Source organism: Mesorhizobium sp. M4B.F.Ca.ET.203.01.1.1, from assembly GCF_004791025.1.
Lineage (GTDB): Bacteria > Pseudomonadota > Alphaproteobacteria > Rhizobiales > Rhizobiaceae > Mesorhizobium > Mesorhizobium abyssinicae.
In genome coordinates this window covers 58527-82428 of the sequence record NZ_SRUO01000009.1, presented here as the reverse complement: position 1 = coordinate 82428, position 23902 = coordinate 58527, and the positions used below count along the sequence as shown (strand labels likewise).

Genomic DNA, 23902 nt, shown 5'->3' with positions numbered 1-23902 from the left:
GAAGCGATGGCACGCATCGACGTCAACCACATCCGCCACTCCTATCTGCCCAATCCGCAGAAGGATTCAGATTTTGCCCTGAAGGAGGTGCATCACACCTTCGAGGATGGCGGCGCCTATGCGCTGCTCGGGCCTTCCGGCTGCGGCAAGACCACGCTGCTCAACATCATTTCGGGGCTGCTGCACCCTTCGCACGGCCAGTTGCTGTTCAACGGCAAGGACGTCACCAGGCTGTCGACGCAGGAACGCAACATCGCTCAGGTGTTCCAGTTCCCGGTCATCTACGACACGATGACCGTCTACGACAATCTGGCCTTCCCGTTGCGCAACCGCGGCGTGCCGGAAGCCGATGTCGACCGCAAGGTGCGCGAGACGCTGGAGATGATCGATCTCGCGTCATGGGCGAACAGGAAAGCGCGCGGCCTGACCGCCGACCAGAAGCAGAAGATCTCGCTCGGCCGCGGCCTGGTCCGCTCCGACGTCAACGCCATTCTGTTCGACGAGCCGCTCACCGTCATCGATCCGCATATGAAATGGGTGCTGCGCTCGCAGTTGAAGCAGCTGCACCGCCGCTTCGGCTACACCATGGTCTACGTCACGCACGACCAGACCGAGGCGCTGACCTTCGCCGACCGGGTGGTGGTCATGTATGACGGCGAGATCGTCCAGATCGGCACGCCGGCCGAACTGTTCGAGCGCCCGCGCCACACCTTTGTCGGCTATTTCATCGGCTCGCCCGGCATGAACGTCATGCCGGTGGCGATCGACGGCAGGACCGCGACGATCGGCAGCCAGCGCATCGAACTGCCGGGCGTGCCCAAGACTGTCGGTGCGAACGCCGGCGCCGGCTCGATCGAGCTCGGCATCCGCCCCGAATATGTCAGGCTCGGCCGCGACGGCATGGCCGTCAAGGTCAGCAAGGTCGAGGATGTCGGTCGCCATAAGGTGGTCCGTGCCAGCCTCGAGGGCCGCGAGATCGCCGCCGTCATCGGCGAGGACGACACCGTGCCGGCCGATCCGAAGGTTCGCTTCGACCCTGCAGGCATCAACATCTATGCCGATTCCTGGCGCGTCGAGATGGGGGCATAGATGGAAAAGACCTGGAACAACAAGGCCTGGTTCCTTGTCCTGCCGGTGCTGGTGCTGGTGGCGTCCTCGGCCGTCATCCCGCTGATGACCGTCGTCAACTATTCGGTGCAGGACACCTTCGGCAACAACGTCTTCTTCTGGGCAGGCACCGAGTGGTTCGAGGAGCTGCTGTCCTCCGACCGCTTCTGGGAAGCGATGGTCCGCAACCTGATCTTCTCCTTCATCATCCTCATCATCGAGGTGCCGCTCGGCATCTTCATTGCGCTCAACATGCCGAAGAAGGGCTGGGGCGTGCCGGTCTGCCTGGTGCTGATGGCGTTGCCGCTGCTGATCCCGTGGAATGTCGTCGGCACGATCTGGCAGGTCTTCGGCCGCAACGACATCGGCCTGCTCGGCTACTACGTCAATGCGCTCGGCATCGACTACAACTATGTCCAGGATCCGATCGACGCCTGGGTCACCGTCATCATCATGGACGTCTGGCACTGGACCAGCCTCGTCGTGCTGCTCTGCTATGCCGGCCTGGTCTCGATCCCGGATGCCTTCTACCAGGCGGCCAAGATCGACGGTGCCTCGCGCTGGGCGGTGTTCCGCTACATCCAGCTTCCGAAGATGCAGCGCGTGCTTCTGATCGCCGTGCTGCTGCGCTTCATGGACAGCTTCATGATCTACACCGAGCCTTTCGTCGTCACCGGCGGCGGCCCCGGCAATTCGACGACATTCCTGTCGATCGACCTCGTCAAGACGGCGCTCGGCCAGTTCGACCTCGGTCCGGCGGCGGCCATGTCGTTGGTCTACTTCCTGATCATCCTGCTGTTGTCATGGGTCTTCTACACCGTGATGACCAACTACGACGCGGAGCGCTGAGATGAGCGGCGTCAACGAAAGAACAAACAGAGTGAGCGAGACGGCGGTTTCGGAAGGGCTGAGCAGCGCCCTGTCGCAGGACGAGGTGGCGCGGCTGATGCGGCGCCGCGGCGAGGAATCGCGCTGGTGGTGGATCGTGCCGACGGTCTACATCATCGTCATCCTGCTGCCGATCTACTGGCTCATCAACATGAGCTTCAAGACCAATGCCGAGATCGTCTCGTCGCTGACGCTCTATCCGCATGCGCCGACGCTCGCCAACTATCGCACCATCTTCAGCGACCCGTCCTGGTATTCGGGCTACATCAACTCGATCACCTATGTGGTGATGAACATGGTGATCTCGGTCGCCGTGGCGCTGCCGGCGGCCTATGCCTTCTCGCGCTACCGTTTCCTCGGCGACAAGCATCTGTTCTTCTGGCTGTTGACCAACCGCATGGCGCCGCCGGCGGTGTTCGCGCTGCCCTTCTTCCAGCTCTATTCGGCCTTCGGCCTGATCGACACCCATATCGCGGTGGCGCTGGCGCACTGCCTGTTCAACGTGCCGCTGGCGGTGTGGATCCTCGAGGGCTTCATGTCGGGCGTGCCAAAGGAGATCGACGAGACCGCCTATATCGACGGCTATTCGTTCCCGCGCTTCTTCGTGAAGATCTTCATGCCGCTGATCGCCAGCGGCATCGGCGTCGCCTGCTTCTTCTGCTTCATGTTCTCATGGGTGGAACTCTTGATCGCGCGCACGCTGACCACCACCGACGCAAAGCCGATCGCCGCCACCATGACCCGCACCGTCTCGGCCGCCGGTATGGACTGGGGCCTGCTCGCCGCCGCCGGCGTGCTGACGCTGATCCCGGGCGCGCTGGTCATCTGGTTTGTCCGTAACTACATCGCCAAGGGCTTCGCCCTCGGGAGGGTATGACCATGAACCTCGACCTCTCCTGGATGGCGTGGACCTGGCCGACGGCGGCCTTCTTCGGCACCGTCTTCCTGCTGCTTTGCGGCATGGCGGCGTGGGAATATGCCTCGCCGGGCGGCAATCCGCGCATCGGCGTGCTCCGCTTCGAGACGACGCGCGGCGACCGTCTCTTCCTTTCGCTGCTTGGCAGCGCCTTCATCCATCTCGCTTGGCTGGGTCTGGTTGGACCCAACCTGTGGTGGGCTCTCGCTCTCTCCGTAGTCTACGCCATCGGCGTGTTCCGCTACGTATAGAGGGGGAAACTGTTGGAGCGGTCGCGTGCCGGCGGCCGCTCCAGATCGCACTTGAAACCTAAATGTGGAGGAAACTTATGCGACGGCAAATTTTAACATCAACGACCGCCATTGTCCTATTGCTCGGGGCAGGCAATGCCTATGCCGGTATGGACGAGGCCAAGGCCTTCCTGGACAAGGAAATCGGTCCGCTGTCGACGCTCTCGCGCGCCGACCAGGAAAAGGAAATGCAGTGGTTCATCGACGCCGCCAAGCCTTTCGCCGGCATGGACATCAAGGTCGTCTCCGAAACCATCGCCACCCATTCCTATGAATCGCAGGTGCTGGCACCGGCCTTCTCGGCCATCACCGGCATCAAGGTGACGCACGACACGATTCAGGAAGGCGACGTCGTCGAGAAGATCCAGACCCAGATGCAGACCGGCCAGAACCTCTATGACGGCTGGGTCAACGACTCCGACCTGATCGGCACCCACTGGCGCTACCAGCAGGTGCGCAACCTGTCCGACTGGATGGAAGGCGACGGCAAGGACGTCACCAATCCGAACCTCGACCTCAAGGACTTCATCGGCACCTCGTTCACCACGGCGCCCGACAAGAAGCTCTATCAGTTGCCCGACCAGCAGTTCGCCAACCTCTACTGGTTCCGCTACGACTGGTTCAACGACGAGAAGAACAAGGCCGACTTCAAGGCCAAGTACGGCTACGACCTCGGCGTGCCGGTCAACTGGTCGGCCTATGAGGATATTGCCGAGTTCTTCACCGGCCGCGAGATCGACGGCAAGAAGGTCTATGGCCACATGGACTACGGCAAGAAGGACCCGTCGCTCGGCTGGCGGTTCACCGACGCCTGGCTGTCCATGGCCGGCAACGGCGACAAGGGCATCCCGAACGGTCTGCCGGTCGACGAATGGGGCATCAAGGTCGACGAGAATTCGCGTCCGGTCGGCTCCTGCACCGCGCGCGGCGGCGACACCAACGGCCCGGCTGCCGTCTACTCGATCCAGAAGTACCTCGACTGGCTGAAGGCCTACGCTCCGGCCGAAGCCCAGGGCATGACCTTCTCCGAATCCGGCCCGGTGCCGGCGCAGGGCGCGGTCGCACAGCAGATCTTCTGGTACACCGCCTTCACGGCTTCGATGGTCGACGCCGGCGCCAAGGCGGTTATGAACGACGACGGCACGCCGAAGTGGCGCATGGCTCCGTCGCCGCACGGTGTTTACTGGAAGGACGGCATGAAGCTCGGCTACCAGGACGTGGGTTCCTGGACGCTGATGAAGTCGACGCCGACCGACCGCGCCAAGGCCGCCTGGCTCTACGCGCAGTTCGTCACCTCGAAGACCGTCGACGTCAAGAAGAGCCATGTCGGCCTGACCTTCATCCGCGAGAGCACGATCCACGACAAGAGCTTCACCGAGCGTGCTCCGAAGCTCGGCGGCCTGATCGAGTTCTACCGCTCGCCGGCCCGCGTGCAGTGGTCGCCGACCGGCACCAACGTGCCTGACTATCCGAAGCTGGCTCAGCTCTGGTGGCAGGCGATCGGCGATGCCTCGTCCGGCGCCAAGAGCGCGCAGGAAGCCATGGACTCGCTCTGCGCCGAGCAGGAAAAGGTCATGAGCCGCATCGAGAAGTCGGGCGTCCAGGGCGATATCGGCCCGAAGATGGCCGAAGAGCATGATCTCGCCTACTGGAACGCCGACGCGGTCAAGAAGGGCAATCTCGCGCCTCAGCTGAAGATCGAGAACGAGAAGGAAAAGCCGATCACCATCAACTATGATGAGCTGGTCAAGAGCTGGCAGAAGTAAGACTGACTGATGCGGGCGTCAGCGCCCGCATGGATCCTGCGGGGGAGGCGGCTTTTGCCGTCTCCCCTGTTGCATGAAGAGTGGAGGGAACGGCAATGAGCGGCTTTGTGCTTGCCATCGATCAAGGGACGACATCGACCAGGGCGATCCTGTTCGACGACAAGATGAAAGTCGCCGGCACCGGCCAGCAGGAATTCACCCAGCATTATCCGGCCTCAGGCTGGGTCGAGCACGATCCGGAGGAGATCTGGGCAAGCGTGGTGGCGACGGTGAAGGCCGCGCTGAAGGCTGCCGGCCGCAGTGCCTCGAATGTGGCGGCGATCGGCATCACCAACCAGCGCGAGACCGTCGTCATCTGGGACAGGGCGACCGGCAAGCCGATCCACAATGCCATCGTCTGGCAGGACCGCCGCACCGCGCCGCTCTGCCAGAAGTTGAAGAAACAGGGGCTGGAAAAGACATTCACCAAGAAAACCGGCTTGCTGCTCGATCCCTATTTCTCCGGCACAAAGATCGCCTGGATGCTGGACAAGGTGAAAGGCGCAAGGAAGCGCGCCGAGAAGGGCGAACTGCTCGCCGGCACCATCGACAGTTTCCTGATCTGGCGGCTGACCGGCGGCAAGGTTCACGCCACCGACGCAACCAATGCCTCGCGCACGTTGGTCTACAACATCGAGAAGAATGTGTGGGATGACGAGCTGCTGTCGATCCTGCGCATCCCGGCCGCGCTGCTGCCCGAGGTGAAGGATTGCGCCGATGACTATGGCGTGACCGAGAAGGGCCTGTTCGGCGCTGAAATAAGAATCCTCGGCGTCGCCGGCGACCAGCATGCGGCGACCATCGGCCAGGCCTGTTTCGAGCCCGGCATGATGAAATCGACCTACGGCACCGGCTGCTTCGCGCTGCTCAACACCGGCGCCGATCTGGTGCGTTCGAAGAACCGGCTCTTGACCACGATCGCCTACCGGCTGAACGGCAAGACCACCTATGCGCTGGAAGGCTCGATCTTCATCGCCGGCGCCGCCGTGCAATGGCTGCGCGACGGCATCAAGGTGATCGGCAAGGCCGAGCAGAGCGGCGCGCTCGCGGCAGCCGCCGATCCGGCGCAGAATGTGTATCTGGTGCCGGCCTTCGTCGGCCTCGGCGCGCCGCATTGGGACGCCGAGGCGCGCGGCGCGATCTTCGGCCTGACCCGCAACTCAGGCCCGGCGGAGTTTGCCCGCGCGGCATTGGAATCCGTCGCCTACCAGACCCGCGACCTGCTTGACGCCATGCGCAAGGACTGGAAGGGGGCGTCCGCGAAAACCGTGCTTCGGGTCGATGGCGGCATGGTCGCTTCCGACTGGACCATGCAGCGGCTGGCCGACATCCTCGATGCGCCGGTCGACCGGCCGACCATCCTCGAGACGACCGCGCTCGGTGCCGCCTGGCTGGCTGGGTCGAAGGCGGGCGTGTGGCCGGAGGCGAAGGACTTCGCCAAGACCTGGGCGCTCGACCGCCGCTTCAAGCCGGAGATGGACGCTGCGACACGCTCCGCCAAGCTGGCGGGCTGGCGCGACGCTGTGCGCAGGACGCTGAGCGTGCCATAAGAAGCCCCATCAGGCGCTGAGTGCTGGGGGCGAGGGGGGATGGATCCGGACTGGTATGCTGGCTGGCGCGAAGAGGCATTCGATCAGCTGAACGCCAAGAACGACCGCTTGCAGAAGGATTTCCGCCTCGGCAGCTGGCCGCGCTACGACTACGATCTGGAGGCAGGAAAGCTCCTGTTTTCAGACCAAGGCGTCGTCAAGGTGGTCAGCGAGATCCAGATTGCGGGCTCTACGAGCGCCAAAGCCGACAACTGGCTGTGGGCCTGGGCAAATTCAAACCTGCCCGGCGAGCTTCTCGGTGATGCCAAGCGGGTTCGGTCCTTCGGCGAGGAAAAAGGCATCGACGAGCTGGCTCAGGCCTATGTGCTCGATACGAACAACGACCTTGAGGCGCTGGGCTGGGAACTGACCGGCGCCATGGTTCGAATTTGCGAAGCGCTCGGAGCCTACCGTTCCCCACGCGGGGAGGGCGGAGGCTTGTATCTGATTATCAAGACCATCAGCTGGGCCAGCTGATTCGCGCATCGCTTCCTTTGCGACAGGGATATCGCGAAAGGCCCGTGCCGTTGCCGGCACGGGCCTTCGCAGCCTCCCGTGTTCCGATGATCAGGTCAGTAGGGCGAATAGCACTGCTGACGCGGGCCATTATACGGCTGGAACGTGTTGTCCCAGGCGCGATAGGACCGGTACCGGTCGTAGCACCACTGCACATGCGCATCGCCGCCGCGATAGACACGGGTCCGGTTGCTGTTGACGATGGCGCCGGTGATCAGCGCGCCGGTCGCGAAGGCAGCCAGCGGGAACCAGAAGTCGCCATGGCGGCGATAGCCGCGGCGATATTCGCGATACCCGCGATGGCCATTCCAGTACATGTCACCGTTGCGCGAATAGACGCGGTTGCGCGAGATGGTGCGGTGCCGTCGCCACTCCTGGTACTGGACGGTCTGGACATCAGACGAAAGCCCTTGCGGCTGCGGCGCATAGATTGGCTGGGCATTCACGGACATGACGTCCGCTGCCACGAACGAAGCCGACAGCGCGGCCGCCAGCAGGCTTGATGCGATCCTGTTCATCGCTCTTCTCCTCGAAGGGTGTTGATGTCCCTTGTGGGAAAAAAACGGGTGACGTAGGCAATTGTTCCCACGTTCCCGTCCAGATTGCAGAATGCGCCCCGATGGTAGCAGCGCTTGGATGCAAGGCCCAGCCTTCGACCCTCTCGCGCGCTGTGCCGCGCACGCTCGCATGGCTCACAATGCCGCGCCGGACACGGCCTGGAGGCCATGTTTTTCCGGTTGACCGGTCGATGCACTCTCCCTATGTTCCGCCCAATTTCGAGGGCGGCCTTATTCGAGCCCGCGGGAGCGCGTAGCTCAGCCGGTAGAGCAACTGACTTTTAATCAGTAGGTCATGGGTTCGAATCCCATCGCGCTCACCAAATTAATCAATGAATTCCGAAAGATATCGTTTCGCCTGAAACGAACGCAGCTGGTTTCCCACGAGGCTAACGGGCTGCTTGAAGTTCTTCGCGACGTGCGTCCAGCGCGATCGATCATCTAGTCAGGGGCGAGCGCGACGCGTGTCTGTTGGGCTGGGACCTATGGAATCAAGAAAGATCAAATATGAGAGGTTCGCCCTCTCGGGCCGTGCGCCCCAACAAGGCGTCGGCCACCTTCTGCTTTTATATCCCGTTATATCGGCCTATAATTGCGGCCGCCGACAAACGTCCCCCAAACTTGCTGTTTGCCGGTTAGGCCCGGCGGTCGCGCCACCCCACCCACACCCCCGGCCGCTGGGCCGCCACGCTCGTGAGGGAGCAAGTTTCGCGGCGAAACTCGAAGACGTTTCTTCGGCGGTGCTTTTCAGGCAGCGCAGCGCAAGACGTCAATGCGCGACAGGATCGTGCCTTATCAGGGCGGAACTTCGACGGTAATCTTGATCGCGGCATAGTAGGCCGCGGCATTGGCGATGTCTTCGTCGCTCAGCTTCTTGACGACCAGCGACATCATTGAACTCTTGCGCTCTCCGGCCTTGTAAGCCATCAGCGCGTGGACCAGATAGTCGTACTTCTGCCCGGCGATATTGGGCGTGTAAGACATTTTGCCGAGGCCATCCGTGCCGTGGCACATTTGGCATTGCACCATGACTTTCCGGCCGGCGATGCTGTCGCCTGCTGCCTGCGCAAATGATGAGTTGACCACGAGGGCAGCCAGGCCAAGGATCAAACCACGCATAGCTATGCTCCGTGCATGCTCCATCGTCCGTGGCCTTAGGTCGGACGACGAGGCACCCTACACCCGGCGAGGCTGCGTAGCGAGCTATATTAGCTGTAGCTTGATTACACTCACTCGAAGTGATCCAGTGCCGACCTCTCCCGGCTCGCTTCGGTACGGGGCGCAAAGAAGCACCGAATGTAGGAAAACGGCGGGGACAGGCAGATGTGATACTGGCTGTCTTCGCTTTCTATAACGCGGTTCTTGGGGATGAAATACCGGGACTTGGATCCGGTCCGGACATTGAAACCGCCACCTGGCAACGGCTCGACAAAGCGCGGAGCGATGATCCCACAGTCCTTTTTGGCGTCGCAGCATTCATAGCCGGTGACCGGATCGTGGTAGCCGGTGTACCAGCTGTGAGCGACGGTGAGCGCGATTAAAAAGAGCTTCGCCATGTCCGCCTAATTTAACACGGCGGCTCGACGACAGGCTATCCACATATTAGCAGACGCTTGCGAACCAATTCGCCGCACCGGGAGTCGATCGGGAAGCTCAGTCGCTCTACGGTCAGGCCCCGGTTTACTGACGGCCAGGCAATACATGCCGCATTTTACTAAATTAGCAATGATGCATGAAATGGCCTAAAATAGCTCAGCCGGCGACGCCCCCAACCAAGGCCCACCGGTCAGGCCCGGCCTCACTGGCCTACCCCGCCGCGGGTGCCGGGCCGCTATGAGGGAGGCTTTCCGATGCGAGCGGTTCTATTGATCCTTGCCGTCGTGGCCGTGTTCTTCATATGGGACAATCTGGCCAACGAAGGCCGATATTCTTCGGCAGTAGAGCGCAGCTACCGCTTGGCAGTGGCCGATCTGCCTACCGGCTACAAGCGTTGAATCGAGGAGTCAGCGCCGGCAGGGACGCCGGTAGCTTGGCCGGATAGCCATTGAGCCTTAAAAGCTCGCCAACCGGCGCCATCGAGGCACCAGCCCAAACTGCGAGCGCCCTGGCCCTTAGCCGCCGGGCAGTTGGAAAGCGATCAGGAGTAGCACAAAAGCGATGGCGGCCAGGACGATCGCGGCTGCCCGGATGCGTTTCATCCCACCTTGTTGCAATCGCTGTCGAACCTTCGCCGCTTCGTAGGCGCTATAGAGGCGCAGGCCGTCCTCGCCGAAGCGATCGCTGCTCGGATAGTTGTGTTGCGGCTTTTGGCGGAGCTTCAGCATTGTTGGACCGTTGAAAGAAAGACTCGCCGGGCATGAAACCCCAAACCCATGGCCCGGCGAGATTGACAACCCGACCCCACGATCAGGACCGGTGGAGGTGTCCCGGCAATCTCTCCAACGCAAGACAGGTGCCAGCTTTTGGTCCCGAACCGGGACAGAGGTAGCCGTGCGCCAGTTGGCGCTGGTCGCCAGCCAGTCCCTCGCGGGAAGCGAGCTTGCATGTGGGTACCAGTTGCGCGAAGCTGACCGCGGGGGAGTGGTGTAGATTCGAGGCAGCACCACCAATGTTCACTGACTACTACGAACTTCTTGAAATCAGCCCGAACGCCAACTCGGAAACGATTGAGCGGATATTTCGTTATTTTGCCATGCGCTATCATCCCGACAATCGGGACACCGGCGATGATTCACGCTTCAGCGAAATCGTGGAAGCCCACAACACGCTCAAGGATCCGGTCAAGCGCGCGCAGTACGACATCCAGTATAGAGACAATTTGGGCCTGCGCCGTGAGCTGACCGAGGAGGCCAGCAATACCAAGGGGCTTGAGCGGGATGTCGTGATCCAGGCGAAACTCCTGGCACTTCTCTATGTAAGACGCCGCCAGGACGTCAACAATCCAGGCATTGGCGATGACGAGCTCGAACGCCTGTCAGGCTGCCCGCGGGAGCATCTGGATTTTCATCTCTGGTATCTGAAGGCAAAGAGCTGGATAGCGAGGACCGAAAACGGGACGTTCGCCATCACCGTGGAAGGCATCGATCGGGCCAATTCCGAACACCGTCGCGAAGCCACGATCACCACCAAACTGCTGGATCATGCGGATTGAAGTACATCCCGGAGTTCTCCGGCCGTCGGCTCGCGCGCAGCGAAAGGGCACCAGGGGAGGGCAATAATTGTCCGAGACAAAGGTGATCGCGGTCAAGGACTGGAACTGTGCCATGAGCGACGAGCTTGGCCGTGTCGCCCTGATGATCAATCCGACCGATGGCGAGCCGGTCCTGGTTTTGATGACGATCTTTCAGGCAGCCAGGATGGGGCGCGAGCTGCAGTCGCCGAAACGCGTCTCTTGATGGCTTCGATATCCACAAAGGGGGCGTGGACCGCGAGGGCCAAGCTTGTCGTCAGACGGGGCGGCGGCTAGAGTCGGCGTTCGCAAGGGAGGCGATACATGGCACTTCACCTTTCGGCGGACACTCTGGCCCCCGCGGTGACGAAACCCCAAAAATATCTGTTCGGCCCGATCGCCGACTTCCTCATGCTCGGCGGCAGCGCGTTTCTCATCCTGCCGCTTCTGTTTCTTGTGCCGCTCGAATACGAAGGCCTCGTTGCCGCTACGATGGTCGTTGTGGCCTACCTGGTAAACTATCCCCACTTCGCCCACTCATATCAGATTTTCTACCGCAATTTCGGGCGCAAGGTGAGCGGCGACGGATACGACAAGGGCCTCCAGATCCGCTACATTTTCGCCGGCATCGCCGTTCCCCTGATCATGAGCGCCTTCTTTGCCTACGGCGCGGCGACGGCGAACACACGGCTGCTGGGCTATGCGACCAACGCCATGTTCTTCTTCGTCGGCTGGCACTACGTCAAGCAGGGCTACGGCATGCTGATGGTGGATGCCGTGCTCAAGCGCAAATTCTTCGACGACCGGGACAAGAAGGTGCTGCTGGTCAACAGCTATGCCGTCTGGATCCTGGCCTGGCTGCAGACGAACACGGCGGTCACCGCGGGCAAATACTATGGCCTGGAATATTACACATTCGCGGCCCCTTCGTGGATCACCGACATTGCCCTGCTGGTGGCCCTGGCATCCACCGCGGCCACGGTCCTGATGCTGGCCAGGCGCTGGCGGAAGAACGGCGGCGGCCTGCCGTACAACGGCATCGTGGCGTATGTCGCATCGCTCTACCTCTGGATCCTGATCGCGAGGATAAACCCGCTCTGGCTGCTGGTAGTGCCCGCGCTCCACTCGCTCCAGTACCTTGCGGTGGTCTGGCGCTATCAGACGAACGTCGAGCGCGACGGCCAGGATGCCGGAAAGGATCCGCAACCGAAGATCCTGTCGTTTCTCGGCCCTCTCTACCGGCTTCGTGTCCTCGGATTCATCGTCGGGGGCGGTGCGCTGGGCTATCTCGGTTTCTGGCTGATCCCGTTCGTGCTGACTGCCTTGATCCCCTACGACAGGCAGGTCCTCGGCTCATCGCTGTTCTTCTTCATCGTGCTGATATTCATCAACGTCCATCATTACTTCCTGGACAATGTGATGTGGCGCCGCGGCAACCCGGAAGTGTCCAAATATCTGTTCCGCTAGAGCAATTCGAGGAAAAGTGCGCAGCGGTTTTCCGTCCGGAATTGCGTCAAAACAAAAACTTAGGGCGGTTCGGCGACTATGAAACGCTGAACCGCCCTAGCCGCCTGTCCCATCGTCCATCATTGTGTTGGTGAGCGCCTCATAGGCCGCGCTGCATGTCGCGGAATGCGGACAATCCTTTACGACCAACACCGGCGCCACCGTGAGGATGGCGGCGATCAGGATTCGCAGGCCGAGCCCGATCGCGCTCATCGTTCTGCCGAGCAGGCCAGCGAACAGGAAGTAGAGACCCTGAGCCATGCAAGCGGCCGTCAGAACCCCCAGGAGCGGGCTCGTGGTTTTTGCAAACGGGGTTTATGTAGCCGTCCGGAAAACCCACCATGCTGAGGTCCATGGACCATTGCAGGGCCAGCACGACACTCAAGCCCGCCCAGGCAAGAGCGGCCATGCGTGTGATCCGTGTTTGCTTCGACTGCTCGCCGGCGACAGGCTTCAAGGATCAAGCCTCTCCGAAGACCAGCGAGACATTGCCGCCGGCGTGACGCTCGATCCTGCCGGCGAGGTCGAGTTCCAGGAGTACCATCGACACCTGCGCGGCGCTCAAGCCGGTATGGCGGATGATCTCGTCGACCGCCACCGGTGTCGGGCCGAGCGCCTCGAGCACGCCGGCACGATCATCCTCGCGCGGCGGCGGCGTCGCCGAGAGGTCGGGCGGCTCTGCCAGCGGCGCAACCCTCGGGGCGCGCACGCCAGCCAACGGCGCGATGGCGCTGGCAACATCGGCCGCTTCGGTGACCAGGGTGGCGCCGTCCTTGAGCAGGCCGTTCGAGCCGGCCGCGCGCGGATCGAGCGGCGAGCCGGGCACGGCGAAGACCAGTCGGCCCATCTCGCCGGCCAGCCTGGCGCTGATCAGCGAGCCTGAGCGCTGCGCGGCTTCGACCACCACCAGCCCCAGCGCCATGCCGGCGACGAGCCGGTTGCGGCGCGGAAAATCCTGCGCACGCGGCTGCCAGCCGAACGGCATTTCCGAGACGACGGCACCGCCGCGCTCGGCGATCTCGTTGCAGAGCCCGGCGTTCTCGGGCGGGTAGGGCATGTCGAGCCCGCCGGCCAGCACGCCGATAGTGCCGGTAGAGAGGCTGCCTTGGTGCGCCGCCGTATCGATGCCGCGCGCCAGGCCGGAGACGATCGCGTAGCCGTCGCGGCCAAGGTCCGCCGCCAGCATCCGCGCCATCTTGACGCCGGCGAGCGAGGCGTTGCGGGCGCCGACGATGGCGACCGCCGGCAGACGGAAGACCGCACCTTCGCCCTTCACCGCAAGCAGGGGCGGCGGGTTGTCCATGTTCTTCAGCAAGGGCGGATAGTCTGCCTCGCCAATGCCGACGAAACGGCCGCCGGCCCGCCTCGCCGCCTCAGCTCCGCCTCGGCCTCGGCCACCGTGGGAATGCGGACGATGCGGCTGGCGCCGCCCGACATCATCAACTCGGGCAGCATTTCGAGTGCGGCTTCGGCTGAGCCGAAGCGGTTGATCAGTTCGCGGAACGAGGCAGGACCGACATTCGGCGTGCGGATCAGGCGAAGCCAGCTCAGCCGCTGCCGGTCGCTGAGGCGCGGGCCGGCGGCGGGCTTGGTCATCCCTTGGCCCCGATCTTGCCCTCGGTGCCGGCGGTAAGCCGCGAGATGTTGGCGCGATGTTTTACCATGACGATCAGGCTCATCACCGCGAACAGTCCGGCAATCGCCGGCGTGCTGAGGAAGTAGAGCGCGATCGGCACCGCGACCGCCGCGGTCAACGCTGCGAGCGAGGAGTAGCGGAACAGGACGGCGACGGCGAGCCAGACGACGGCGAAGATCAGCGCCACCTGCCAGGCAAGGCCGATCAGCACGCCGAGGTAGGTGGCGACGCCCTTGCCGCCCTTGAAGCCGAGCCAGGCCGGAAAGAGGTGGCCGATAAAAGCGCCGAAGCCGGCCAACAGCGCAAGCTCCGGCGCGAAGCGGCCGGCGATCAGCACCGCCGCCGTGCCCTTCAGCGCATCGAGCAGAAGCGTTGCGGCGGCGAGCCCCTTGTTGCCGGTGCGCAGCACATTGGTTGCGCCGATATTGCCGGAGCCGATCTTGCGCACGTCCCCAAGGCCGGCCGCGCGGGTGATCAGCAGCCCGAACGGAATCGAGCCCAGCAGATAGCCGAACAGCAGCGCCAGGATACCGCCATAACTCATTGTTTCCCCCCGCGTTTCCTTCACCGCACGAAATGGCGGACTATGCCGCCATCGGCCTAGATTGAAAACACTGTGCGGCCCGATACCATCGTTTGCAAGACCTTGCCTTGCAGCCGCGCGCCCTCGAAGCAGGTGTTCTTCGAGCGCGAGCGAAGGCCGCTCTCGCTGACGATCCAAGGTTCGTCGAGATCGACCAGCGCAAGGTCGGCAATCGCGCCCGGCTTCAGCGTGCCGCCGGGTAGGCCGAACAGTTTCGCCGGTGCGGTCGACAGCACCTCGACCAGCCTGAGCAGCGGGACATCGCCATTGTGGTAGAGACGGAGCGCGGCGCTGAGCAGCGTTTCGAGCCCGATCGCGCCGGCAGCGGCGTCGGAGAAGGGGAGGCGCTTGGTGTCGACGTCCTGCGGATCGTGCGAGGAAACGATGATGTCGACGGTACCGTCCTTCACGGCCTCGATCATCGCCAGCCGGTCCTCCTCGGCGCGCAGCGGCGGCGTCAGCCGGAAGAAGGTTCGGTATTCGCCGACGTCGTTCTCGTTGAGCGACAGATTGTGGATGGCGACGCCGGCCGTGACATTGGCACCGTCGGCTTTCGCCCGGCTCACCGCATTGGCCGCCATCGCTGTCGAGATCTTGGCCGCGTGATAGGCGCCGCGCGTCAGCCGCGCCAGGGCGAGGTCACGCTCCAGCGGGATCGATTCCGCCTCGCGCGGAATGCCGGCAAGGCCGAGCCAACTGGCATAGAGGCCCTCATTCATCACGCCGGCCGAGGCGAGGTCGGCGTCCTGCGTTTCGTGCGCGATGACGCCGCCGAAATCGCGGGCATAGGTCAGCGCCCGGCGCATCACCAGGGAGTTGCCGATGGTGTGACGCCCGTCGGTGAAGGCGACGGCGCCGGCCTCGCGCAGCAGGCCGAACTCGGTCATCTCGCGGCCGTCGAGCCCCTTGGTGATCGCCGCCGCCGGGAAGATGTTGACGCTGGCCGTGTCCTTGGCGGTGCGCAGCACGAATTCGACCAGCGCGACATTGTCGATCACCGGATCGGTGTCGGGCATCATGACGATGGAGGTGACCCCGCCGGCCGCCGCGGCGATGCTTGCCGAGGCGATCGTCTCGCGATGCTCGCCGCCCGGCTCGCCGATGAAGACGCGGCTGTCGATGAGGCCGGGGATGATCGCCTTGCCGGCGCAGTCGATGACGACGGCACCTTCCGGCGCGCCCTGGTTCAGCGCCGCCTTGCCGGCGGCGACGATCTTCCTGCCGTCGACGATGACCGTGCCGACCTCGTCGATGCCGCGCGAAGGATCGACGACATGCGCCTTGCTGAAGACCGTTGTCGTCATGCGCCGCGCCCTTCGTGGTTGCGGCGCGGGTCGAGCAGCGCTTCCATCACCGCCATGCGCACGGCGACGCCCATCTCCACCTGTTCTTGGATGACGCTCTGCGGCCCGTCGGCGATTTCGGACGCAATCTCGACGCCGCGGTTCATCGGGCCGGGATGCATGACCAGCGCGTCGTCCTTGGCCGCCTTGAGCTTTTCGGCGTCGAGGCCGAAATAGCGGAAATATTCGCGGATCGACGGCACGAAGGCGCCTTCCATGCGCTCGCGCTGCAGGCGCAGCATCATCACCACGTCGGCGTCCTTCAGCCCTTCGGCCATCGAGCGGGCGACGATCACACCCATTCTGTCTATGCCCGAGGGCAGCAGCGTCGAGGGCGCGACGACGCGCACCTGCGCGCCCAGCGCATTCAAGAGCATGATGTTGGAACGGGCGACACGCGAATGCAGGATGTCGCCGCAGATCGCCACGATCAGCTTCGCCAGCGGCCCCTTGGCGCGGCGGATGGTCAGCGCGTCGAGCAGCGCCTGCGTCGGATGCTCGTGCGCGCCGTCGCCGGCATTGACCACGGAGCAGCCGACCTTCTGCGCCAGAAGGGCCGCCGCGCCGGCAGACTGGTGGCGGATGATGAGGATATCCGGGCGCATGGCGTTGAGCGTCATCGCTGTGTCGATCAGCGTCTCGCCCTTCTTCACCGAAGAGCTTGCCACCGACATGTTCATGACATCGGCGCCGAGCCGCTTTCCGGCAAGCTCGAACGACGACTGCGTGCGGGTCGAGGCTTCGTAGAAGAGGTTGATCTGGGTGCGGCCGCGCAGCGTCGAGGTCTTCTTCTCGGGTTGCCGCGAGATGGCGACGGCCCGGTCCGCCCGGTCGAGCAAAAGCTCGATATCGGCGGGGGAAAGATCGCGGATGCCCAGAAGATGGCGGTGGGGATAGAGCGGCAGGGACGAAGCGTCGGTCATCTCAAGGCGCTGCTATAGGGTGCGGTGTCCCCAGCCGCAAGCACCAGCTTTGGATTGCGGCCATTCTCCCCGGTATTTTCGTCGCGCGCCTTGCATCGCTTGGGCTATAAGGCCCGATGGCTTCGGATTCGTGGCCTTCGCATGATAGGGACAGGGCGTGACCGACGACGTGACGAACCAGCCGCCGCCGCTGACGGGCGGCAACGCCTGGCGGGGCGATCCGTTGCTGATCCAGCTTGCCGAGCGCTTTTCCGAACCGGTGCGCAAGGATCTCGACGGGCTCGGCCGTTTCGTGCTGACGCAGGAAGCGCAGGAACTGGCCCGCCTCGCCAATGTCGAGACGCCGAAGCTCCGGACGCATGACCGCCAGGGCCGGCGCATCGATCAGGTCGAGTTCCACCCCGCCTACCATGCCCTGATGCGCCGTTCCGTCGCGAACGGGCTGCATTCCTCGGTCTGGGAAAACGGCGACGCGGAGATCGGCCGCCGCCACCAGGTGCGGGCCGCGCGCTTCTACATCACCGCCGAGCTGGAGACCGGGCACCTCTGCCCGATCACCATGACCAGCGCCTCGCTGGCGGCGCTGATGGCGAGCCCGAAACTGTTCCGCGAATGGGCGCCACGCGTGACGACGCGCAAATACGACCAGAGCCAGAAGCCGCCGGTCGAGAAGACCGGACTGACGCTCGGCATGGGCATGACCGAGAAGCAAGGCGGCACCGACGTGCGCGCCAACATCACCAGGGCCGAACGCGCCGGCAGCGGATTCTATCGGCTCACCGGCCATAAATGGTTCATGTCGGCGCCGATGTCGGATGCCTTCCTGGTGCTCGGGCAGGCGCCGGAAGGGCTTTCCTGCTTCCTTGTTCCGCGCATCCTCGGCGACGGCTCCGGCAACGGCTTCCGCTTCCAGCGGCTGAAGGACAAGCTCGGCAACCGCTCCAACGCTTCTTCGGAAGTGGAGTTCGTCAACGCCATCGGCGAGATGGTCGGCGAGCCGGGCGCCGGCGTGAAGACGATCATGGATATGGTAACGCTGACCAGGCTCGATTGCGCGGTCGCCTCGTCGGCGATCATGCGGGCAGGGCTGGCCGAGGCCATCCACCACACCCGCCATCGCCAGGTTTTCGGCGCCAACCTGATCGACCAGCCGCTGATGCAGCGCGTGCTGGCCGACATGGCGCTCGATGTCGCAGCCGCCACGGCGCTGTCGTTCCGCCTGGCGCGTTCCTTCGACGAGGCGGCGAGTGATCGCGGCGAGGCGGCCTTCGCCCGCGCCATGACGCCGGTGGTCAAATACTGGGTCTGCAAGATTACGCCGCCGCTGCTCTACGAAGCCATGGAATGCCTCGGCGGCAATGGCTATGTCGAGGAGGCGCCGCTTGCCCGCTACTATCGCGAGGCGCCGGTCAACGCCATCTGGGAAGGCTCCGGCAACGTTATGGCGCTCGACGTGCTGCGCGTGCTCGGCCGCGCGCCGGGCCTGTTCGAGGAGGTGCTCGCCGGCATCGACCGCGATCTCGGCGCCGGCGGCCGCGGCACCATTGGCGTGCTCAAGGCAGCCATGCAGGTGGCGGCGACCGACGAGGGTTCGGCGCGCCTGCTTACCGAGCAACTGGCGCTGTCGGCGGCGGCAGCAGAGCTTCGCCGGTTGGGGGCAGGGCGGATCGCCGACGCCTTCGTCGAGACGCGTCTCGCCGGCCAATGGCGCAACACCTATGGCATGCTCGATTCGCGCCACGATGCGCGGATGATCGTCGACACGCTCTATCCGCCGGTGAACTGAGCGAGCTCCGCCAGGCCTTCGCGTGGCCTGTGGATACACATTAACCTTAACGAATGGTTTCCATTGCGGCGGCGGCCCGAAGGGCCCACTGTTCTCACCGGAGCAAGGATTGGTTAACCATGCCGTTCCTTGCCCTGCGAAGCAGGAACGCCATGCGGCACGTATTGACCTCCTTTCTGGCCTTGCACTGGGCGATCGTTTTCGCCCTGCTGGCGTATATCTGCATCGACGGCAATCGCGGCGTCGCCGCGGCCCTTGCGGTGCTCGGCCTTGAGGTCGAAAACGGCCGCATCACCGGACTGGAGAACGCCGCCATCGTGGCGCCGCTGGCGATCGCGCTTTTGGTGGTGGCGGTGCTGTTCTGCTGGGCCTTCGTCGAGACGCTGATCAACATAGCGGCCAGTCCCGACGCCACGGACAGTGTCGTGCGCGTCGCCTTCATTTCCGCCTCTGCTGTGTTGTCGCTGGTTCTGGTCGGCGGCGCGGCGCAAGGAATCGACGGACTGTTCATGGTCGTCGCCGTGCAACTGACCGCGCTGCTCGCATCCTATGTCGCGGTGCTGGCCGAGCAGCGCACGGCGCGGGTCGAGGCGTTTGCGGCTGACACCGAAGTCCGCGCGACCGCCCATGTCATGGCACGAGGCGCCGCGCACAGTTCGCTGTTGTCACGCATTTCCGGGCGGCCGGAAGCGAATTCGAGGGATGGCCGCTGATGCGCACGCTGTTCGCGCTCTGGGCTGCTCCGTTGCTCCTGTTCTGGGGCTGGTTCTTCCTGTCGCTCAACGACATGAATTTCGGCTATGTGATGCTGAGCCGCCCGCTGCACGACCTGGTATTCCAGCTTTACGGCGAGATGCTGGGCATCGATCCCGCGCTCATTCCCGGCATGGTGGCCAAGGCCTGCGTTTTCGACAGCTTCCTGCTGATGGCGCTGTGGGCGTTCCGACGCCGCCGCAACATCGCCGCCTGGGTCAGGACTCGCTCGGGAAATCCGGTTCCGCAAGAGCGTCTGGACCGAGCGACTGAAGCCGGTCCAGTACTCCCTGCAGAATAAAGGCGGCCGCCGCCGAATCGATCTTGCCGGCACGCTTCCTGCGCGAAAAATCCATTTCGATCAGCGTCCGCTCGGCCGCGACCGTCGACAGCCTCTCGTCCCAAAGCACGAAGGGAAGGTCCGACAGGGCAGCCATGTTGCGCACAAAAGCGCGCGATTTCTGCGCGCGCGGGCCTTCCGAACCGTCCATGTTGACCGGCAGGCCGAGCGCGATCGCGCCGACATTGTCCTTCTCCAGCTGCGCGAGCAGCAGCGCCGCGTCGAGCGAGAATTTCCGCCGCATGATGACGGGGCGCGGATGGGCGAAGGCCAGGCCCCGGTCGGAGACCGCCACGCCAATCGTCTTGTCGCCGAGGTCGAGCCCGGCGAGCGTCCTGCCGCCGACGAGGCGCGCCGGCAAGTCCTCGATCGATATGATGCCCAAATGGCTTTCCTTCAGACGCACGGTGCGGCGCATCCTTTTTGACGCACCGAATGTGATGGCCCTTTAATTTTGCCGGAGGCGTTCTATCCTCTGACGCAACAAAAATCGAGGAAGTCGTTGATGAAACTGACCTGGTATGGACATTCGGCGTTCCGCGTCGAGACGGCGGGAGCCAATATCCTGATCGACCCCTATCTGGTCGGCAATCCGTCCTGGACGGGCGGCTGGGAAGGACCGGCCGAAGGGGTGACCCATGTGCTCCTGACGCATGGCCACAACGACCATGTCAGCGGCGCGCTGGAGGTGCTGAAGAAGAGCGGCGCCATGCTGGTCGCCAATTACGAAATCTGCATGTATCTGGTCGGCCAGGGCGCCAACGGCAGCAGGATCAATCCCGGCAATATCGGCGGCACCGTCGATTGCGGCGCCTTCACCACCACTTTCGTCCAGGCGCTGCACTCATCGTCCTTCGGCGGCGAGGGCGGCGCCAACACCTATCTCGGCAATCCCGGCGGTCTGGTCCTGCATTTCGCGGAGGACAAGACGCTCTACCATATGGGCGACACCGACATCTTCTCCGACATGGCGCTGATCAACGAACTGCATGAGCCGAAGATCGGCCTCGTGCCGATCGGCGACCGTTTCACCATGGGCGGCGCGGTGGCGGCGCTCGCCTGCCGGCGCTTCTTCCATTTCGACACAGTCGTGCCCTGTCATTTCGGCACCTTTCCGATCATCGACCAGACGCCGACAAATTCGTCGCGGGAATGGAGGGCTCAGGCGTGCAAGTGGCCTTGCCGGCAATCGGCCAGACCATCACGATATAGGGGCGCGACGAGCCGAGATCATTCATGAGAGAAATGGAATGAAATCATGGCTTTGAGGCAGACACTTTGCGTTTCGATGCTGGTTGCCGCGTCTCCCGCGCCGGCGGCGGAGGACTTCATCGACGGTGTCTACCTGCAATCCGAAGAGCTGTGCGCGCAGGCCAAGAAGGGCAAGCTGCAGGACGTGATCGAGGCCGGCAACATCGTTTTGTCGGCCCACGGCCTACAAGGCATCGAATACAATTGCGAGTTCCTTCAGGTCACCAGGGCGACACGCTCGCCGAGCTGGGCGGTCACCGCCATCTGCCAGGAGCCGGGCTTTGTCTTTCCCGATGTGCTGTCGGTAACGCAGATGAGCCCAAAGCAGCTCGATCTTGTTTCGGTCCGCCCCGTCGATGACGAAAGCGAGCAGGCCGGCAACAGCGGCAGCTATTTCCTCTGCGAAGGCGTGACGTCGCCCTAAGCCCAGATCTCAGCCGTCCGCGCGCGACGATGCAGGTTGCGCGGCGCGCGCGGCGCCGCTATAGCGCTGGTTTTCCAGAGGCAACAGAAATGTCCGTTGATCTTCAGACAGTGAAGCGTGTCGCGCACCTTGCCCGCATTGCGGTGAGCGAGGAGGACGCCGAGCGCATGACCGGCGAACTGAACACCATCCTCGGCTTCGTCGAGCAATTGAACGAGGTCGACGTTTCCGGCGTCGAGCCGATGACATCGGTGACGCCGATGGAGATGAAGAAGCGGCTGGATATCGTGACCGACGGCAACAAGGCCTCCGACATCGTCGCCAACGCGCCGGCCACCGAAGAGAACTTCTTCCTCGTTCCGAAGGTCGTGGAGTAACCGGCCGATGGCAATCGAGATCGCCGTCGAGACCGCCTTGCAGGACGATGTGCGCACGCTGGTCGAGGAGCTCAACGCGACGCTGCTCGAACTGACGCCGCCAGAACACTGCTACCACATGACCGTCGAGCAGATGGCAGGCAAGGACACCACCGTCTTCGTCGCCCGCGACAATGGTCTTGCCATCGGCTGCGGCGCGCTGAAGCGTCATGACGGCGCCGTTGGCGAGGTCAAGCGCATGTACACCAGGCCCTCGCATCGCGGCCAGAAGATCGGCGCGAAAATCGTCGAACGGGTCGAGGCGCTGGCGCGTGGCGAGGGGATGACGCGCCTTGTGCTGGAAACCGGCGACCGCCACCCCGCCGCCTGGACCGTCTATGAACGCGCCGGATTCTCGCGTTGCGGCCCGGTGCTGGATTATCCCGACTCCGAGTGGTCGGTGTTTTACGAAAAGAGCCTTGCCTGATGAGCGACCTGACACATCTGACGATTTCCGAGGCCCGCGCCAGGCTGCGCGGCAAGGAGATCACCGCGGCCGAGATCACCGAGGCCTATCTCCAGGCGATCGAGCGCGCCAATCCGGTGCTCAATGCCTATGTCACCGTCACCGGCGACAAGGCGCGCGACATGGCCAAGGCCTCCGACGCCAAGCTCGCCAGGGGCGAGGGCGGCGCGCTGGAAGGCATTCCGCTCGGCATCAAGGACCTGTTCGGCACCAAGGGCGTCCACACCCAGGCCTGCAGCCACGTGCTGGACGGTTTCGAGCCGCGCTACGAATCGACCGTCACCGCCAATCTGTGGGCCGACGGCGCCGTGATGCTGGGCAAGCTCAACATGGACGAGTTCGCCATGGGCTCGTCCAACGAGACCTCCTACTACGGCCCGGTCATCAATCCGTGGCGACGCTCGCGCCTCGATACGGTGGTAATGCCGACCACGCATCAGGGCGACGGCGGCTTCGTCTCGGCCGGCGGCGCGAAAACCCAGCGCACGCTGGACAATGCCCAGCTCGTGCCGGGCGGCTCGTCCGGCGGATCGGCCTCGGCCGTTTCCGCTTTCCTCTGCGCCGGAGCCACCGCCACCGACACCGGCGGCTCGATCCGCCAGCCGGCGGCTTTCACCGGCACGGTCGGCATCAAGCCGACCTACGGCCGCTGCTCGCGCTGGGGCATTGTCGCCTTCGCCTCGTCGCTGGACCAGGCCGGCCCGATCGCGCGCGACGTGCGCGACGCCGCGATCCTGTTGAAGTCGATGGCCTCCGTCGACCCGAGGGACACCACGTCGGTCGATCGTCCGGTGCCGGACTACGAGGCCGCGATCGGCAAACCGATCAAGGGTATGAAGGTCGGCATTCCGAAGGAATACCGCGTCGACGGCATGCCGCAGGACATCGAGGCGCTGTGGCAGAAGGGCATTGCCTGGCTGAAGGAAGCCGGCGCCGAGATCGTCGACATCTCGCTGCCGCACACCAAATACGCGCTGCCGGCCTATTACATCGTGGCGCCGGCCGAGGCCTCGTCGAACCTCGCCCGCTATGACGGCGTCCGCTACGGGCTGCGTGTGCCGGGCAAGGACATCGTCGACATGTACGAGAAGACCCGCGCCGCCGGCTTCGGCCGCGAGGTCAAGCGCCGCATCATGATCGGCACCTATGTGCTGTCGGCCGGCTATTACGATGCCTACTACCTGCAGGCGCAGAAGGTCCGCACCCTGATCAAGCGCGACTTCGAGAACGTCTTTGCCGCTGGCGTCGATGTCATCCTGACGCCTGCAACGCCGTCGGCCGCCTTCGGCGTTGCCGACGAGGACATGGCGTCGGATCCGGTCAAGATGTACCTCAACGACATCTTCACGGTGACCGTCAACATGGCCGGCCTGCCGGGCATCAGCGTGCCCGCCGGTCTCGACGCCAAGGGCCTGCCGCTCGGCCTGCAGCTCATCGGTCGTCCCTTCGACGAGGAAACCCTGTTCCAGACGGCGCATGTCATCGAGCAGGCGGCCGGCACATTTCAGCCGGAAAAGTGGTGGTAGGATCGTCCCTCATCTAGCTCGTGGCTCCGAGAATCGGAATCGATTTTCGGAAAGGAACGTGCGCAAGATCAAAGTGTTACAGCGTCCTTTGCGCGTCCAGGGGGCGCGCGGC

At 63.8% G+C, this 23902-nt stretch carries 26 protein-coding genes, 1 tRNA gene and 2 pseudogenes; 19 read left to right on the top strand and 10 right to left on the bottom strand.

Going from position 1 to position 23902, the window contains the following annotated elements:
• Positions 1-6 precede the first annotated feature (6 nt).
• The 7 genes from EN846_RS20015 to EN846_RS19985 all read left to right on the top strand — a co-directional run bounded on the left by EN846_RS20015 (position 7) and on the right by EN846_RS19985 (position 7072).
• Positions 7-1089 carry an ABC transporter ATP-binding protein gene (locus EN846_RS20015; protein WP_127286739.1) on the top strand — a complete coding sequence of 361 codons (1083 nt, stop codon included), beginning with the start codon at positions 7-9 and terminating at the stop codon, positions 1087-1089.
• Complete coding sequence (locus tag EN846_RS20010) at positions 1090-1956, top strand: sugar ABC transporter permease (RefSeq protein WP_127392624.1); 867 nt, start codon at positions 1090-1092, stop codon at positions 1954-1956.
• 1 nt (position 1957) lies between these two features.
• A complete protein-coding gene (locus tag EN846_RS20005) occupies positions 1958-2872 on the top strand; it encodes a carbohydrate ABC transporter permease (RefSeq protein ID WP_127287343.1) in 915 nt (304 codons plus the stop codon).
• The gene (locus EN846_RS20000; RefSeq protein ID WP_187331401.1) at positions 2869-3162 is read left to right on the top strand and encodes a DUF2160 domain-containing protein; all 294 of its coding nucleotides are present in this window, start codon (positions 2869-2871) and stop codon (positions 3160-3162) included. The genes EN846_RS20005 and EN846_RS20000 overlap by 4 nt, the downstream gene beginning before the upstream one ends.
• 77 nt (positions 3163-3239) lie before the next feature.
• The gene (locus tag EN846_RS19995; protein WP_127392623.1) at positions 3240-4967 is read left to right on the top strand and encodes an ABC transporter substrate-binding protein; all 1728 of its coding nucleotides are present in this window, start codon (positions 3240-3242) and stop codon (positions 4965-4967) included.
• A 95-nt stretch (positions 4968-5062) separates the two neighbouring features.
• Positions 5063-6556, top strand: coding sequence for a glycerol kinase GlpK (gene glpK / locus EN846_RS19990; protein ID WP_128346457.1), 1494 nt, complete (start codon positions 5063-5065; stop codon positions 6554-6556).
• Between the two features lie 39 nt (positions 6557-6595).
• Positions 6596-7072, top strand: a complete 477-nt coding sequence (locus EN846_RS19985) for a DUF6882 domain-containing protein (protein ID WP_127311978.1) — start codon at positions 6596-6598, stop codon at positions 7070-7072.
• A gap of 95 nt (positions 7073-7167) precedes the next feature.
• Here the strand turns inward: EN846_RS19985 and EN846_RS19980 are convergent, their stop codons facing one another.
• Positions 7168-7629, bottom strand: a complete 462-nt coding sequence (locus EN846_RS19980; protein ID WP_127311977.1) for a BA14K family protein — start codon at positions 7627-7629, stop codon at positions 7168-7170.
• A 286-nt stretch (positions 7630-7915) separates the two neighbouring features.
• Between EN846_RS19980 and EN846_RS19975 the strand changes: the two genes are divergently transcribed.
• A tRNA-Lys gene (locus EN846_RS19975) sits at positions 7916-7991 on the top strand.
• Positions 7992-8463: 472 nt separating this feature from the next.
• Here EN846_RS19975 and EN846_RS19970 read toward each other — a convergent pair.
• The 3 genes from EN846_RS19970 to EN846_RS19960 all read right to left on the bottom strand — a co-directional run bounded on the left by EN846_RS19970 (position 8464) and on the right by EN846_RS19960 (position 9992).
• Positions 8464-8787, bottom strand: a complete 324-nt coding sequence (locus EN846_RS19970; RefSeq protein ID WP_127311513.1) for a cytochrome c — start codon at positions 8785-8787, stop codon at positions 8464-8466.
• A 110-nt stretch (positions 8788-8897) separates the two neighbouring features.
• Positions 8898-9224, bottom strand: a complete 327-nt coding sequence (locus EN846_RS19965; protein ID WP_127311514.1) for a hypothetical protein — start codon at positions 9222-9224, stop codon at positions 8898-8900.
• Positions 9225-9779: 555 nt separating this feature from the next.
• The gene (locus EN846_RS19960; RefSeq protein ID WP_128346456.1) at positions 9780-9992 is read right to left on the bottom strand and encodes a hypothetical protein; all 213 of its coding nucleotides are present in this window, start codon (positions 9990-9992) and stop codon (positions 9780-9782) included.
• Positions 9993-10276: 284 nt separating this feature from the next.
• Between EN846_RS19960 and EN846_RS19955 the strand changes: the two genes are divergently transcribed.
• The 3 genes from EN846_RS19955 to EN846_RS19945 all read left to right on the top strand — a co-directional run bounded on the left by EN846_RS19955 (position 10277) and on the right by EN846_RS19945 (position 12304).
• On the top strand, positions 10277-10819 hold the full coding sequence (locus EN846_RS19955) for a J domain-containing protein (RefSeq protein ID WP_127393240.1): 543 nt from the start codon (positions 10277-10279) through the stop codon (positions 10817-10819).
• A 67-nt stretch (positions 10820-10886) separates the two neighbouring features.
• The gene (locus tag EN846_RS19950) at positions 10887-11063 is read left to right on the top strand and encodes a hypothetical protein (RefSeq protein ID WP_127393241.1); all 177 of its coding nucleotides are present in this window, start codon (positions 10887-10889) and stop codon (positions 11061-11063) included.
• A 98-nt stretch (positions 11064-11161) separates the two neighbouring features.
• Positions 11162-12304, top strand: a complete 1143-nt coding sequence (locus EN846_RS19945; RefSeq protein ID WP_127393242.1) for a hypothetical protein — start codon at positions 11162-11164, stop codon at positions 12302-12304.
• A gap of 96 nt (positions 12305-12400) precedes the next feature.
• Here the strand turns inward: EN846_RS19945 and EN846_RS35895 are convergent, their stop codons facing one another.
• The 5 genes and pseudogenes from EN846_RS35895 to EN846_RS19920 all read right to left on the bottom strand — a co-directional run bounded on the left by EN846_RS35895 (position 12401) and on the right by EN846_RS19920 (position 16828).
• On the bottom strand, positions 12401-12604 hold the full coding sequence (locus EN846_RS35895; protein WP_245493532.1) for a hypothetical protein: 204 nt from the start codon (positions 12602-12604) through the stop codon (positions 12401-12403).
• 199 nt (positions 12605-12803) lie between these two features.
• Positions 12804-13939, bottom strand: a pseudogene (dprA, locus tag EN846_RS19935) (DNA-processing protein DprA).
• Entirely contained in the window at positions 13936-14523 is a 588-nt protein-coding gene (gene plsY, locus EN846_RS19930) for a glycerol-3-phosphate 1-O-acyltransferase PlsY (RefSeq protein ID WP_127394194.1), read from the bottom strand. Before plsY ends, dprA begins: the two are co-directional and overlap by 4 nt.
• Before the next feature lie 56 nt (positions 14524-14579).
• Positions 14580-15866 (bottom strand): dihydroorotase, encoded by a 1287-nt coding sequence (locus tag EN846_RS19925; protein ID WP_128346565.1) that lies wholly within the window; start codon positions 15864-15866, stop codon positions 14580-14582.
• On the bottom strand, positions 15863-16828 hold the full coding sequence (locus EN846_RS19920; protein WP_127286222.1) for an aspartate carbamoyltransferase catalytic subunit: 966 nt from the start codon (positions 16826-16828) through the stop codon (positions 15863-15865). Before EN846_RS19920 ends, EN846_RS19925 begins: the two co-directional genes overlap by 4 nt.
• Positions 16829-16985: 157 nt before the next feature.
• Between EN846_RS19920 and EN846_RS19915 the strand changes: the two genes are divergently transcribed.
• From EN846_RS19915 to EN846_RS19905, 3 genes are all read left to right on the top strand, one after another.
• Positions 16986-18614 carry a DNA alkylation response protein gene (locus tag EN846_RS19915; protein WP_127286221.1) on the top strand — a complete coding sequence of 543 codons (1629 nt, stop codon included), beginning with the start codon at positions 16986-16988 and terminating at the stop codon, positions 18612-18614.
• Positions 18615-18766: 152 nt separating this feature from the next.
• Entirely contained in the window at positions 18767-19327 is a 561-nt protein-coding gene (locus EN846_RS19910) for a hypothetical protein (protein ID WP_127394089.1), read from the top strand.
• Positions 19327-19668 (top strand): DUF6105 family protein, encoded by a 342-nt coding sequence (locus tag EN846_RS19905; RefSeq protein ID WP_135913952.1) that lies wholly within the window; start codon positions 19327-19329, stop codon positions 19666-19668. Before EN846_RS19910 ends, EN846_RS19905 begins: the two co-directional genes overlap by 1 nt.
• Here the strand turns inward: EN846_RS19905 and ruvX are convergent.
• Positions 19586-20092 carry a Holliday junction resolvase RuvX gene (ruvX, locus tag EN846_RS19900; protein ID WP_127394090.1) on the bottom strand — a complete coding sequence of 169 codons (507 nt, stop codon included), beginning with the start codon at positions 20090-20092 and terminating at the stop codon, positions 19586-19588. The genes EN846_RS19905 and ruvX overlap by 83 nt on opposite strands.
• A gap of 120 nt (positions 20093-20212) precedes the next feature.
• Between ruvX and EN846_RS19895 the strand changes: the two are divergent.
• From EN846_RS19895 to EN846_RS19875, 5 genes and pseudogenes are all read left to right on the top strand, one after another.
• A pseudogene (locus EN846_RS19895) lies at positions 20213-20919 on the top strand (metal-dependent hydrolase).
• Positions 20920-20965: 46 nt separating this feature from the next.
• On the top strand, positions 20966-21382 hold the full coding sequence (locus tag EN846_RS19890) for a hypothetical protein (RefSeq protein ID WP_128346564.1): 417 nt from the start codon (positions 20966-20968) through the stop codon (positions 21380-21382).
• Between the two features lie 89 nt (positions 21383-21471).
• Positions 21472-21759 (top strand): Asp-tRNA(Asn)/Glu-tRNA(Gln) amidotransferase subunit GatC, encoded by a 288-nt coding sequence (gatC, locus tag EN846_RS19885; protein ID WP_127286215.1) that lies wholly within the window; start codon positions 21472-21474, stop codon positions 21757-21759.
• A gap of 7 nt (positions 21760-21766) precedes the next feature.
• Entirely contained in the window at positions 21767-22225 is a 459-nt protein-coding gene (locus EN846_RS19880) for a GNAT family N-acetyltransferase (RefSeq protein WP_127392153.1), read from the top strand.
• Positions 22225-23790 (top strand): amidase family protein, encoded by a 1566-nt coding sequence (locus EN846_RS19875; protein ID WP_127286213.1) that lies wholly within the window; start codon positions 22225-22227, stop codon positions 23788-23790. The genes EN846_RS19880 and EN846_RS19875 overlap by 1 nt, the downstream gene beginning before the upstream one ends.
• Positions 23791-23902: the final 112 nt, after the last annotated feature.